Here is a 12,626-nt window from a genome sequence, read left to right on the forward strand (position 1 = left end):
GCGATACTGGGCGGACACGTCTTCAGGTGCAGCCGCCCACCGGCCCCGCTTCACCGCAGCTCAGGAGGAGTTTCATGCCGATCGCAACACCCGAGGTCTATGCCGAGATGCTGGAGCGGGCCAAGCAGAACAGCTACGCCTTCCCTGCCATCAACTGCACATCCTCGGAGACCGTCAACGCCGCGATCAAGGGGTTCGCCGACGCCGGCAGTGACGGCATCATCCAGTTCTCCACCGGTGGCGCGGAGTTCGCTTCCGGCCTCGGCGTCAAAAACATGGTGACCGGCGCGGTGGCGCTGGCCGAGTTCGCCCACATCATCGCCGAGAAGTACTCGATCAACGTGGCGCTGCACACCGACCATTGCCCCAAGGACAAGTTGGACGGCTACGTGCGCCCGCTGTTGGCGATCTCTTCGGAGCGGGTGTCGGCCGGCAAGAACCCGCTGTTCCAATCCCACATGTGGGACGGCTCGGCGGTTCCGATCGACGAGAACCTCGACATCGCCCGCCAGCTGCTCAAGGACGCGGCCGCCGCCAAGATCATCCTCGAGATCGAGATCGGCGTCGTCGGCGGCGAGGAGGACGGCGTCGCCAACGAGATCAACGACAAGCTGTACACCACACCGGACGACTTCGAGAAAACCATCGACGCGCTGGGCCACGGCGAGCACGGCAAGTACTTACTGGCCGCGACGTTCGGCAACGTGCACGGGGTCTACAAGCCCGGCAACGTCAAGCTGCGTCCCGACATTCTCGACCAGGGCCAAAAGGTGGCGGCGGCCAAGCTCGGATTGTCCGACGACGCCAAGCCGTTCGACTTCGTCTTCCACGGCGGCTCCGGGTCGGCGAAGTCGGAGATCGAGGAGGCGCTGCGCTACGGCGTGGTGAAGATGAACGTCGACACCGACACCCAGTACGCGTTCACTCGCCCGGTCGCCGGCCACATGTTCAGCAATTACGACGGCGTGCTCAAGGTCGACGACGAGGTCGGCAACAAGAAGGTCTACGACCCGCGTAGCTACCTGAAGAAGGCCGAAGCTTCGATGACCGAGCGGGTCATCGAAGCCTGCAACGACTTGCACTGCGCCGGAAAGTCGCTGTCCGGCTAACCGCTAGCCGGTGGACTGGCAGATCTTCCACTGGTCGTCGCGGTATTGCAGGTCGAAACTGCGGGTGGAGCGGACCTGCGGGGCGTAGGCCATGAACGCGGTGACGTTGGCCTCGGCATGACCGTCGTTGACGACAATCTGGTCGATGCTGGCCACCACCGGATACTGCTTGGCCGCCGCGACGCGCTGATAGGTGTCATCCCAGGCGTGCTCGTCGTAGTTCACATAGCCGTCGCGTGCGGTGCCGCAGGTCAAGCCGCGCAACGCGGCCAGGTCACCGTTTTGCACAGCGACGTCGAAACTTTGGATGGTGCTGCGAACCTCGTCCTCCTGGGACGCGGCCTTCTTTTTGTTTCCGTGCGTCAGCAACACCGTTCCCAGCACCGCGATCGCCGCCAGCGCCAGGATGATCAGGATCAACGCCAGCACCCAGCCCCAGCTGCGTTGGCTCGTCGGACGCAGCTTGCCCCCCAAACGCGGCGGAATCAGTTGTGGCACAGCAGCTCTCGGCGTTGACCGGGTCTGGCCGACAGGCTGTGCCTCACCCGACTGGAAGACCTCGGTGGCCGGCTCCGGGCCGGCGTCGATGACTGCGGTCTCATTGGCGTCGAAACCCGGTGCGGTGAAACGCCGTTCACCGCGCTGAAGCTGCGGTTGGGCGTCCTCGTGCTCGGTGTCGTGGCCTTTGGCGATCACCTCGGTCGCGGGCTCGGCATCCGACGGTGCTCTGCGGTAGGCCTCGGTGGCCTCGTCGTCGGAGCCAGCGTGCCCACCGGCGGGATCGGCGCCCGGACCCGCCGAGTCTCTGCCGGCGTCTGGATCGAATCCAGCCTTGTTCGACCTGCTGTCGCGGTCGGGCCCTGGTGACGTGGGCATGAGCGCTGCTGTCCTCCCCGCAGTCGAATCGGTATGTGGGAGCTTAGCGACCCGACCGAGTTTGTGTGGCGACGCCGCGGCGAGATCGGTGCCACGGCAAGATAGAAGTCATGACCTCCATGGGTGACCTGTTAGGACCGGACCCGATTCTGCTGCCGGGCGACAGCGAGGCCGAGACCGAATTGCTGGCCGGGGAGAAACCGGCCATTGTCGCCGCCGCACACCCGACGGCGTCGGTGGTCTGGGCGGTGCTGGCCGAGGAGGCGCTGGCCGACGACCAGGCGGTCACCGCGTATGCCTATGCCCGTACCGGCTATCACCGCGGTCTGGACCAGTTGCGCCGCCACGGCTGGAAGGGTTTCGGTCCGGTGCCCTACGCGCACGAGCCCAACCGTGGCTTCCTGCGGTGCGTGGCCGCGCTGGCGCGGGCTGCCGACGTCATCGGCGAGACCGACGAGTACGTGCGCTGCCGTGATTTGCTCGACGACTGCGACCCGAACGTGCGCCCCGCGCTCGGCCTGGGCTAGTTACCAGCTGGCTTCGCAGCCGGCCGCGCCGCCCGTCGGCTCGATCTGGACGGTGGCATGCGCCAATCCGCGGGCGCCCAACACCGCGCGGGCCTCGTCGAGCACCCGGGCCGCGTCGCCGTGGCTGGTCAGGTGTGCGGTCGCCATGTCCTTGCCCGGTACCAGCGTCCAGACATGCAGATCGTGGACGTCGGTCACGCCGTCGACGGCGCACAGTGCCGAACGCAGCTCCTCGACGTCGATGTGGCTAGGCGATGCTTCGGACAAAATTTGCAACGCGCCGGCGGCCAGTGAGACCGCCCGCGGCAATACCCAGAGCGCAACGACGACGGCTACCACCACGTCGGCGTACGGCCAGTGCGTGGTGACGGTGACCAGCCCGCCGATCAGCACGCCCACGCTGCCGATCGCGTCGGCGATGACCTCCATGTAGGCGCCCTTGACGGCCAGGCTTTGGGCGGCGTGCGAGCGCAGCATCAGCGCCACGACGGCGTTGGTGGCCAGCCCCAGCAGCGCGACCACGATCATCGGTACGCCCGGCACCGCCGGGGCGTCGCCGAGCCGGCGAACCGCTTCGTAGAGGATGAACGCCGCCACCCCGATCAGCAGCGCCGCGTTGGCGACGGCGGTGAATACTTCGGCGCGGTGCCAGCCGTAGGTGCGTCGCGGCGAGGAGCTGCCGCGGCGGGCCAGCAGCACAGCGGTCAACCCCATGAACGCAGCCACCACGTCGGTCAACATGTGCCCGGCGTCGGCCAGCAGCGCAATCGAGCCGATAGCCAGTGCGGTGGTGATCTCGACGGCGAAGAAGCCGCTCAGCAGAGCCGTCGCGGCAAGCAATCGGGATACCCGGGCGTCGAGTTGTTGGTGAGCGGCGCCCATGCCAAGAAATATATGCGTGTTAACGCATATATAGCAAGGTCACATCCACGCGCTCCAGAACCGGGTCAGCTGTCCGCCGGCGCCTGCCAACATCGCGGGCACTCCGGATAGCTCGAAGAACCAGTAGACGATGCCGAAGAACCACTGGTTCAGCACCGGCGCGATGAGCAGCACCAACAGCGCCAGTAAGCCCCACGCTTTGACGGGTTCCAGGGCGCGCTGCGTTTCGGGACTCAAATGTGGTTCCAGCGCGCCGTAACCGTCGAGGCCCGGAATCGGCAAGAGGTTCAGCAGGACCGCGGTGACCTGCAGGAAGCCGAGGAAAGCCACGCCGGCCCACAACACCGGGTGGTCCGGGTCGTAGCAGATGCGGGTCAAACCCAGCAGCAGCACCGCCAGCAGCAGGTTGGCGGCTGGCCCGGCCAGGCTGACGATGGTGCGCCGCGCGGCCGTCATGAACGAGGTGCGCACGTAGACCGCGGCGCCGGGTAGTCCGATCCCGCCCAGCGCGATGAACAGCATCGGTAGGCCCAGCGACAGTCCCGGGTGGGCGTACCGACGCGGATCCAGCGTCAGATACCCGCGCACCGCGACGTCGTGGTCACCGAACCGCCAGGCGGTGACGGCATGCCCGAACTCGTGCAGGCACAGCGACACCACCCAGCCGGCGATCACCATGACGAACACCCCGGCGTAGGCCAGCGGTGCGATGTTGGCTCCCGCCAGCCACGCCAACACACCGCCCAGCACCGTCAGACCGACGATCGCCAGAAAGATCGGGCTGGGCCGCACCGATTGGTGCACACCACGAATGCTCACGTCACGACGCTACCGGACCACCAGCCAGCCTTCGGTATTCCGGTAGAACGTCGAGCGCCGCACCGGACGGGCGGCCGGTATCCCGTCGCGGATCACCGTGGCGCCGGTGGTGCCCAGCTGCGCGGCTCGTCCGGTCACCCAGCGGCGCCGGCCAGCCAGCCGCGCGCGCAGGCCAGGCACCGTCGCGGTCGGCTCGATTCGCGCCCCGCCGAAATGGCCGTCGAAGAGCACGGTGTCGTCGACGACGGCTTCGCCGTGCAGCAGCTGCGCGTCACCGGCCGGTTGCCACTCGGCGGCCCCGACGATCACCGACCCGGTCTCGTCGCGGATCAACGGCACCCGCTTGGCGGTGCCGCGCCGGGCCCGACGGGCAGCGCGCCACCGGGCCGGCAGCCGATAGGCCCGGGTGGCCGGGGTGCGGCGACGCGGCACGTAGGCCACCTCGACGCTCAACAACTCGGCGCGCAGCAGCCGGGTCAACACGGTCGCCAGGTCGGCATCGGCACCGACCACGACCAGCCGCTGACAGGGTTTCGCCGCAGCGTCCACGTCGGCCGGGCTCGTGACCCGGTGGGTGGTCAGGCTGCGCAGGGGAGTGGGGGCACGACGATCGCCGAACAACAACACCGCCACGCTGGCGGCGTTCCCGCCGGTATTCATGGATTCCGCGCAACCTCCTGGCGCAGCCCTGAGGCTTCGCGATCGAGTTCAGCGATCATCCATTGTGGTCTAGTTCCAACCGATCAACGTCATCTGGTTGAGATCGAGGTCGCTTTGTGCGGCGATGCGGTTGGACTTGTTGTCGCCGCCGACGTCGACGACGTACAGGCCGCCCGGCGAGTTGGTGTTGATAAACGCGATTTTGGTGCCGTCGGGATTGGCTACCGGCTGGCTCACGTTTTGGATACCTAAGTCGAAAACCTTTGTGGCGTCCTGGTTGTTTTGGTTGACCGTAGGGCAGCCACTGCCGCTGGTGGCGACGGGGTACTTGACGATAGCGAACCCAGAGGAGGAACTGGTGCTGCTTCCGGGAAGACCGATCGTCGTGGCGACCGTCATCCGGCTGTCGGACCCGAGCCACTGTCCAGGAAGATCCGGGCAGTCGAAATTCAGGGTGCCGTCTGGGTTCCGGAGGGGAGTGCCCGCATTTTTGGGCGTCGGCGTGACCTCTTGCGGATCCGATGTTGATCCTGCCGGCAGCTTGTAGAGGTGGACGTTCTCTATACCATTACCTTGAGTTGCCCGGTAGTAGAAGTTTCCCGCTCCGTCGAAGACCGGTGAGCTGTAGGTCGGTGGCAGACTTTGCTGAAAATCGCTCGCCGGTGGCGCGGCGGGACTGACTGCGGTGAATTTGCCGCTGGTATCAATCCATCCGGCACGAGGCGGTGAGCTCATTGACGAGCCCGCGGTGCTGTCATCTGTCTGAACGGTGGCCAATTTGGTCAGATCCGGAGATACCTGTTCCAAAGCATTGGTCACTCCCGATCCTGCTCCCCCAGCCTTGAACGTCGAGACAACAGCGTATTTGCCGCTGTCGGGATCAATGTAGCCAAAGTTGAGGCCCGAGCTGTCATTCGACATCACCAGAAGTCCCGACGTCGGTGCTCCTCCTCCATGGCGCGCACCCTTGTGGTGTGTACCGGCAGGCCCCGCCTGGGCGCCTTGACCGGTCTCTTCGCCGAAGAAGTGGCTGTACACCGGGTAGACCACTTTCGAGCTCGCCGGTATCGCTACGACGACGACGGCCACTATCGCGGTGACCACCAAGGCTTTGTACGCAACGGATCGCTGCGACCGCAGCGTGAAGAACGCGATGATCGCCGCGATCGCGGCGACAATCAGGATGGCCGGCCAAAACGTTCCGAACTGGATGCGGCCGGCCACGTACGCCGCAATGACCACCACCAGCGCAACGCCCGCGAGGATGGCCGCGGTCTTGACGGCGCCGGACGTGACCCGAGACGCGGCAGGCGGCTGCTCCTGGGTGGGTGGCGGCGCGGACTTGCCGGCCGGCTGTTCCGGTGGGGGAGGCTGCTGCCGCGCCGCGGGCCGCGTGGCCTGCTTTCGCTGACGGTGCGGCGTCCAGTCTTGACCGTCCCAGTAACGCTGGGCGTTCGAGTCATTGGGGTCGTCGTACCAGCCGGGCTGGCGGGATGTTGTCGTCATTGCTCTCTCCCCTGTGAAGGTGTGCTACGGGGCTGGCAAAGTCTCGAGCAGACGTCTTGGAACTTTCTTGACGCGGATCGTAACGCCGACAGGGCACGGCTAGTGGCGGTTTGTCAGATGCGGACAGATGCGGGCTGCCGGGCGGTTCAGCGGCCTCACCGCAAACGGCTGAGATAGTGTTGGTCACCGGCTGGACCACAATTCACAGGAGAACCATGCCGGCAATCGTCCTGATCGGCGCCCAATGGGGCGACGAGGGCAAAGGCAAGGCCACCGATCTACTCGGCGGGCGCGTGCAGTGGGTCGTGCGCTACCAGGGCGGCAACAACGCCGGGCACACCGTCGTCTTGCCCACCGGCGAGAACTTCGCCCTGCACTTGATCCCGTCGGGTGTGCTCACACCCGGCGTCACCAACGTCATCGGCAACGGCGTAGTCATCGATCCCGGCGTGCTGCTCGACGAGCTCCAAGGCCTCGAGGACCGCGGCGTCGACACCTCCCGGCTGCTGATCTCGGCCGACGCCCATCTGTTGATGCCTTACCACGTGGCCATCGACAAGGTGACCGAGCGCTACATGGGCAGCAAGAAGATCGGCACCACCGGCCGCGGTATCGGGCCCTGCTATCAGGACAAGATCGCCCGGATGGGCATCCGGGTCGCCGATGTGCGTGACCCCGAACAATTGGCTCACAAGATCGAGGCCGCCCTGGAGCTCAAGAACCAGATCTTGGTCAAGATCTACAACCGAAAGGCATTGGAGCCCGAGCAGGTCGTGCACACCCTGCTGGAGCAGGCCGAAAGTTTCAAACACCGCATCGCCGATACCCGCCTGCTGCTCAACAATGCGCTGGAGGCCGGCGAAACCGTGCTACTGGAAGGCTCGCAGGGGACCCTGCTCGACGTCGACCACGGCACCTATCCCTATGTGACGTCGTCGAATCCGACCGCGGGCGGCGCGGCCGTCGGCTCGGGCATCGGCCCGACCCGGATCACCACCGTGCTGGGAATCCTCAAGGCCTACACCACCCGGGTCGGCTCGGGGCCGTTCCCCACCGAATTGTTCGACGAGAACGGCGAATACCTCTCCAAGACGGGCGGCGAGTTCGGGGTGACCACCGGACGGCGTCGGCGCTGTGGCTGGTTCGACGCCGTCGTCGCCCGCTACGCCACCCGGGTCAACGGGATCACCGACTTCTTCCTGACCAAACTCGATGTGCTGTCCAGCCTGGAAACTGTTCCGGTCTGCGTCGGCTACACCGTCGACGGCAAACGCACCCACGAGATGCCGATGACTCAAAGCGATTTGGCCCGCGCCGAACCGGTTTACGAAGAGTTGCCGGGCTGGTGGGAGGACATCTCACACGCCCGGGAGTTCGACGACCTGCCTGCCAAGGCGCGTGACTACGTGCTGCGATTGGAAGATCTTGCCGGAGCGCATGTTTCGTGCATCGGAGTCGGTCCGGGCCGAGACCAGACCATTGTGCGCCGCGATGTTTTGCAGGAGCGGCGCCGATGACCGTAGATCAACCGGAGTCGGCCGACCCCGATTACGGAAAGCACGGCGGATTTCCCCGTTACGAGGCCGCCGACCCCGGGCCGGGTTTCGCACGATTCGTCACCGCGATGCGGCGGCTGCAAGATCTGGCGGTGTCCACCGACCCCGACGATGACACCTGGGACAGCGCTGCCGAGCGGGCCGAAGAACTTGTCAAGCTGCTCGATCCGTTCCAAGCGCCGGAGGGCGTGGCGCCAGCGGGCCGGGTGCCGTCGATGCCGGGCATGGGCAGTCTGTTGATGCCGCCGTGGACGATGTCGAAGTTCGACCCCGACGGGGTCGAAATGCGCGGGCAGTTCAGCCGCTACTACGTCGGCGGCAACTCGGCCGTGCACGGCGGTGTGCTGCCCCTGATCTTCGATCATGTCTGCGGCATGGTGGTGCACGCGGCTTCCCGGCCGATCAGCCGCACCGCATTCCTGAAAGTCGACTACCGCAAGGTCACTCCGATCGACACCCCGCTGATCGTGCGGGCGCGCATCGATTCCACCGAGGGCCGCAAGGCGTTCATCTCCGGGGAGCTCGTCGACTCCGAGGACACGCTGCTGGCTGAGGTGCACGCGTTGATGGTGCGGTTGCTGCCCGGCCAGCCGTAGGTTGGTTTCGTGCGCGACGTGCTCGCCGACCTGATGTCGATCTGGCACGCCGGGGGCACCGCCGGCGTGGCGACCGTCGTGCGGACTTTCCACTCCGCACCGCGCTCGCCGGGCGCGGCGATGGTGGTGGCTCCGGACGGATCGGTGAGCGGATCGATATCGGGCGGTTGTATCGAGGGCGCCGTCTATGAGCTCGCCGCCGAAACGGCGCGTAGCGGGACGCCGCGGTTGGAGCGCTACGGCATCAGTGACGACGATGCGTTCGCCGTCGGGCTGACCTGCGGTGGTGTCATCGACGTCTTCATCGAGGCGATCTCCGAGGAGGCGTTTCCGGAACTCGGCGCGGTAGCCGACGATCTCGACGCGCACCGGCCGGTGGCGATTGCCACCGTCATCGCCCATCCCGATCCCGCGCGGCTGGGCCGCCGGCTGGTCGTCCGCCCCGACGCGGTGTCCGGCTCGCTCGGTACCGCGCGTGCCGACGCCGCGGTCACCGATGACGCGCGCGGATTGCTGGCGACCGGGCGTAGCGAGGTCCTGCGCTACGGGCCCGACGGCCAACGGCTGGGCGAAGGCATGGATGTGTTCGTGGCCAGCCACGCGCCGCGGCCGCGGATGCTGGTGTTCGGCGCCATCGACTTCGCCGCGGCACTGGCACGGCAGGGCTCGCTGCTGGGCTACCGGGTCACCGTCTGTGACGCCCGCCCGGTGTTCGCGACGCGGGCGCGTTTTCCCACCGCCGACGAGGTCGTCGTCGACTGGCCCAACCGCTATTTAGCGGCGCAGGCCCAGGCCGGTGCCATCGATCGGCACACGGTGATCTGCGTGCTTACCCACGACCCGAAGTTCGACGTGCCGGTGCTCGAGGTGGCACTGCGCTTGGATGTCGGCTACGTCGGGGCGATGGGATCGCGCCGCACCCACGACGACCGGATGGTCCGGCTGCGCGAAGCGGGGCTGACCGACGCCGAGCTGAGCCGGTTGGCCAGCCCGATCGGGTTGGATCTCGGGGCCCGGACCCCCGAGGAGACGGCGGTGTCGATTGCCGCCGACATCATCGCCCGGCGCTGGGGTGGCGGCGGCGGTCGGCTGGTCGATATCGGCGGCCGCATCCACCACGACAGCGGTCCTACCGGCAACCCGGCGACCAGTTCAGCGCTTACATTCCCGCTCTATCCTTGAGCAGCATGCAGGCCGAACCGGTCGAGGACGAGGCGCTTCGCCCCGATGACGTCCAGCGCACCAAAGTGATGTTGCTCGGTGCGGGCGAGTTCAGCCGGGAGCTGGCGGTGGTTTTTCAGCGCCTCGGCGCCGAGGTGATCGCGGTGGAGCGGCATGCCGACGCGCCAGCGCACCGGGTTGCCGACGAGTCGGTGGTCGTCGACCTGACCGACACCGACGAGCTGGCCGCGGTAATCGGGCGGTTGCAACCGAGTTTCGTGGTGACCGTGACCGATGTGGTCGCTGCTGACGCGTTGACGGCTGCCGCCGAAACCGGTTTCGCGCAGGTGTTTCCGACCGCCCGCAGCGCCCGGCTCACCGCCGACCGGGAGGGCCTGCGGCGGCTGGCCGCCGACGAGCTCGGGCTGCCCACTGCGCCGTTCTGGTTCGCCGGATCGCTCGAGGAGCTCCGCGCGGTGGCCGACTACGCCGGGTACCCATTGCAGGTCCAGCCGGTCGCGCGAATCGACGGCCACGCAGCGACGGTGGTCTCCGCACCGGATGAGCTCGAAGCGGCCTGGCAGCGCGCGGTGGCGGCCGGGGGCCCGCGCACACCCGATCGGGTGTTGGCCGAGACCGTCGTCGAATTCGACTTCCGGGTCACCGTGCTCACGGTGCGCAGCGAGGGACCGACCGGTCCGGTGGTGGAGTTCTGCACGCCGATCGGGCACGGCGAAACCACCGGCGACGTGGTGGAGTCATGGCAGCCGCAGAATCTGACGCCGGCCGCGCTGGATGCCGCCAAGTCGATCGCCGCGCGCATCGTCAAGGCACTGGGCGGGCGAGGCGTTTTCGGGGTCGAGTTGATGGTCCGCGGCGACGAGGTGTACTTCTGCGACGTCAGCGCCTCGCCGTACGAGAGCGGGCTGGTGACGCTGCGCACGCAACGGCTGTCGGAGTTCGAGTTGCAGGCCAGGTCGATCCTCGGCCTGCGCACCGACACCATCATGATTTCGCCGGGCGCCGCCGACGTCGTGTACTCCGAGGCGGTCGAGCAGGCCGGAACCATCGGCAGCGGCCTGCGTGAAGCGCTGGCCGTCCCGGAAAGCGATGTGCGGGTCTTCGGGAATGACGCCGACGGCCGGCGCCGGCTCGGGGTGGCGATTGTCACCGCCGACGACGTGGACACCGCGCGGGACCGCGCCCGGCAGGCGTCGGCCGCCCTGCGCAAGCATTGGGGGTCGTGAGAGACTCCTCCGAGTGAGTTACGCAGGAGATATCACGCCGCAGCAGGCCTGGCAGCTGCTCAGTGAGAATCCCGAAGCGGTGTTGGTCGATGTGCGCACCGACGCCGAATGGCGCTTTGTCGGCATGGCCGACCTGTCCAGTCTCGGCCGTGACGTCGTGTACATCGAGTGGAACCGCGTGGACGGCACCCGCAACGAGGATTTTGTTGCCGAACTGCTGGATCGGGTCCCGGCGCGGGACGACCGGCCGGTGGTGTTTTTGTGTCGCTCGGGTAACCGCTCCATCGGCGCGGCGGAGGCCGCCACCGAGGCTGGCATCGCGCCGTCTTACAACGTGTTGGACGGGTTCGAAGGACATCTCGACGAGGCCGGCCACCGCGGCATGACCGGCTGGCGGGCAATCGGACTGCCGTGGAAGCAGTCATGACTAGCGCCGACGACGACCGTTCGATCCGCACGCCACCCCCGCTGCCCGAGGGTGTCGGGCCGGCCACCATCGGGGTGCGTGGCGGGATGTTGCGCTCGCAGTTCCACGAGACCGCCGAGGCGATGTATCTGACTTCCGGCTATGTCTATGAATCCGCGGCCGCATGCGAGCAGGCGTTCACCGGGGAGGTGGACCGGTATGTGTACTCCCGCTACGGCAACCCGACCATCACCATGTTCGAGGAACGGCTGCGGCTGATCGAAGGCGCGCCGGCAGCGTTCGCCACCGCCACCGGCATGGCGGCGGTGTTCACCTCGCTGGGCGCACTGCTGGGTGCCGGTGACCGACTGGTCGCATCCCGCAGTTTGTTCGGTTCGTGTTTCGTGGTGTGCAACGAGATCCTGCCGCGCTGGGGTGTGGAGACCGTGTTCGTCGACGGCGACGACCTCTCGCAATGGGAGCAGGCACTGTCGGTGCCCACCCAGGCGGTGTTCTTCGAAACACCGTCGAACCCCATGCAGTCACTGGTCGACATCGCCGCAGTCACCGAAATGTCGCATGCCGCCGGGGCGAAGGTGGTGTTGGACAACGTCTTCGCCACGCCGCTGCTGCAGCAGGGCTTTCCGCTGGGCGTCGACGTCGTGGTGTACTCGGGGACCAAACACCTCGACGGGCAGGGCCGGGTGCTGGGCGGGGCGATCCTCGGTGACCAGGAATACATCGACGGTCCGGTGCAGAAGCTGATGCGGCACACCGGCCCGGCGATCAGCGCATTCAACGCCTGGGTATTGCTGAAAGGTCTTGAGACGCTGGCAATTCGGGTCGATTACGCCAACTCGTCGGCGCAGCGGGTGGCCGAGTTCCTGGAAGGCCACCCGAGCGTGCGCTGGGTGCGTTACCCCTATCTGGCATCGCACCCCCAATACGACTTGGCCAAGCGGCAGATGTCCGGCGGCGGCACCGTGGTCACGTTCGAGCTCGACGCCCCGGCCAGCGTGGTCAAGCAGCGGGCCTTCGACCTGTTGGACAAGTTGCAGCTGATCGACATCTCCAACAACCTCGGCGACGCGAAATCCCTTGTCACGCATCCGGCGACCACCACCCACCGGGCGATGGGCCCCGAAGGCCGGGCCGCGATCGGCCTCGGCGAAGGGGTCATCCGGATCTCGGTGGGGCTGGAAGACACCAACGACCTGATCGCCGACCTCGACCGCGCGCTGAGCTGACGTCGACGAGATAACAGTTCTCGCATAACTATCG

General features: G+C 66.9%; 13 protein-coding genes and 1 pseudogene. 8 read left to right on the forward strand and 6 right to left on the reverse strand.

Features of this window, described 5'->3' with window-relative positions; all coding sequences use genetic code 11:
• The first annotated feature begins 74 nt into the window (after positions 1 to 74).
• Positions 75 to 1,109 carry a class II fructose-bisphosphate aldolase gene (gene fbaA, locus A5707_RS16285; RefSeq protein WP_065015492.1) on the forward strand — a complete coding sequence of 345 codons (1,035 nt, stop codon included), beginning with the start codon at positions 75 to 77 and terminating at the stop codon, positions 1,107 to 1,109.
• A gap of 3 nt (positions 1,110 to 1,112) precedes the next feature.
• Here fbaA and A5707_RS16290 read toward each other — a convergent pair whose 3' ends face one another.
• On the reverse strand, positions 1,113 to 1,985 hold the full coding sequence (locus A5707_RS16290) for a hypothetical protein (RefSeq protein ID WP_065015493.1): 873 nt from the start codon (positions 1,983 to 1,985) through the stop codon (positions 1,113 to 1,115).
• 110 nt (positions 1,986 to 2,095) lie between these two features.
• Here A5707_RS16290 and A5707_RS16295 point away from each other — a divergent pair, with 110 nt between their 5' ends.
• Positions 2,096 to 2,512, forward strand: coding sequence for a DUF3151 domain-containing protein (locus tag A5707_RS16295; protein ID WP_065015494.1), 417 nt, complete (start codon positions 2,096 to 2,098; stop codon positions 2,510 to 2,512).
• Here A5707_RS16295 and A5707_RS16300 read toward each other — a convergent pair whose 3' ends face one another.
• The 5 genes and pseudogenes from A5707_RS16300 to A5707_RS24980 form a co-directional block, all read right to left on the reverse strand.
• Positions 2,513 to 3,394: a cation diffusion facilitator family transporter gene (locus A5707_RS16300; protein WP_065015495.1), complete on the reverse strand. Its 882-nt coding sequence runs from the start codon at positions 3,392 to 3,394 to the stop codon at positions 2,513 to 2,515.
• 39 nt (positions 3,395 to 3,433) lie between these two features.
• Positions 3,434 to 4,213, reverse strand: a complete 780-nt coding sequence (locus A5707_RS16305) for a site-2 protease family protein (protein ID WP_065015496.1) — start codon at positions 4,211 to 4,213, stop codon at positions 3,434 to 3,436.
• 9 nt (positions 4,214 to 4,222) lie between these two features.
• Positions 4,223 to 4,873, reverse strand: coding sequence for a peptidase M50 (locus tag A5707_RS16310; protein ID WP_065015497.1), 651 nt, complete (start codon positions 4,871 to 4,873; stop codon positions 4,223 to 4,225).
• 69 nt (positions 4,874 to 4,942) lie between these two features.
• Complete coding sequence (locus tag A5707_RS16315; protein ID WP_232000739.1) at positions 4,943 to 6,118, reverse strand: hypothetical protein; 1,176 nt, start codon at positions 6,116 to 6,118, stop codon at positions 4,943 to 4,945.
• Between the two features lie 153 nt (positions 6,119 to 6,271).
• Positions 6,272 to 6,379: pseudogene (locus A5707_RS24980) on the reverse strand (DUF2510 domain-containing protein); the annotation flags it as partial.
• 215 nt (positions 6,380 to 6,594) lie between these two features.
• Between A5707_RS24980 and A5707_RS16320 the strand changes: the two are divergent.
• The 6 genes from A5707_RS16320 to A5707_RS16345 are packed head-to-tail and all read left to right on the forward strand — an operon-like array spanning position 6,595 to position 12,592.
• Positions 6,595 to 7,896 (forward strand): adenylosuccinate synthase, encoded by a 1,302-nt coding sequence (locus A5707_RS16320; RefSeq protein WP_065015499.1) that lies wholly within the window; start codon positions 6,595 to 6,597, stop codon positions 7,894 to 7,896.
• Complete coding sequence (locus tag A5707_RS16325) at positions 7,893 to 8,531, forward strand: PaaI family thioesterase (protein ID WP_065015500.1); 639 nt, start codon at positions 7,893 to 7,895, stop codon at positions 8,529 to 8,531. The genes A5707_RS16320 and A5707_RS16325 overlap by 4 nt, the downstream gene beginning before the upstream one ends.
• A gap of 9 nt (positions 8,532 to 8,540) precedes the next feature.
• The gene (locus A5707_RS16330) at positions 8,541 to 9,713 is read left to right on the forward strand and encodes an XdhC family protein (RefSeq protein ID WP_065015501.1); all 1,173 of its coding nucleotides are present in this window, start codon (positions 8,541 to 8,543) and stop codon (positions 9,711 to 9,713) included.
• 5 nt (positions 9,714 to 9,718) lie between these two features.
• Complete coding sequence (purT, locus tag A5707_RS16335; protein WP_065015502.1) at positions 9,719 to 10,939, forward strand: formate-dependent phosphoribosylglycinamide formyltransferase; 1,221 nt, start codon at positions 9,719 to 9,721, stop codon at positions 10,937 to 10,939.
• Positions 10,940 to 10,952: 13 nt separating this feature from the next.
• A complete protein-coding gene (locus A5707_RS16340; RefSeq protein ID WP_065015503.1) occupies positions 10,953 to 11,366 on the forward strand; it encodes a rhodanese-like domain-containing protein in 414 nt (137 codons plus the stop codon).
• A complete protein-coding gene (locus A5707_RS16345) occupies positions 11,363 to 12,592 on the forward strand; it encodes an O-succinylhomoserine sulfhydrylase (RefSeq protein ID WP_065015504.1) in 1,230 nt (409 codons plus the stop codon). Before A5707_RS16340 ends, A5707_RS16345 begins: the two co-directional genes overlap by 4 nt.
• The last annotated feature ends 34 nt before the right edge of the window (positions 12,593 to 12,626 follow it).

This window comes from Mycobacterium kyorinense, from assembly GCF_001672775.1.
Lineage (GTDB): Bacteria > Actinomycetota > Actinomycetes > Mycobacteriales > Mycobacteriaceae > Mycobacterium > Mycobacterium kyorinense_A.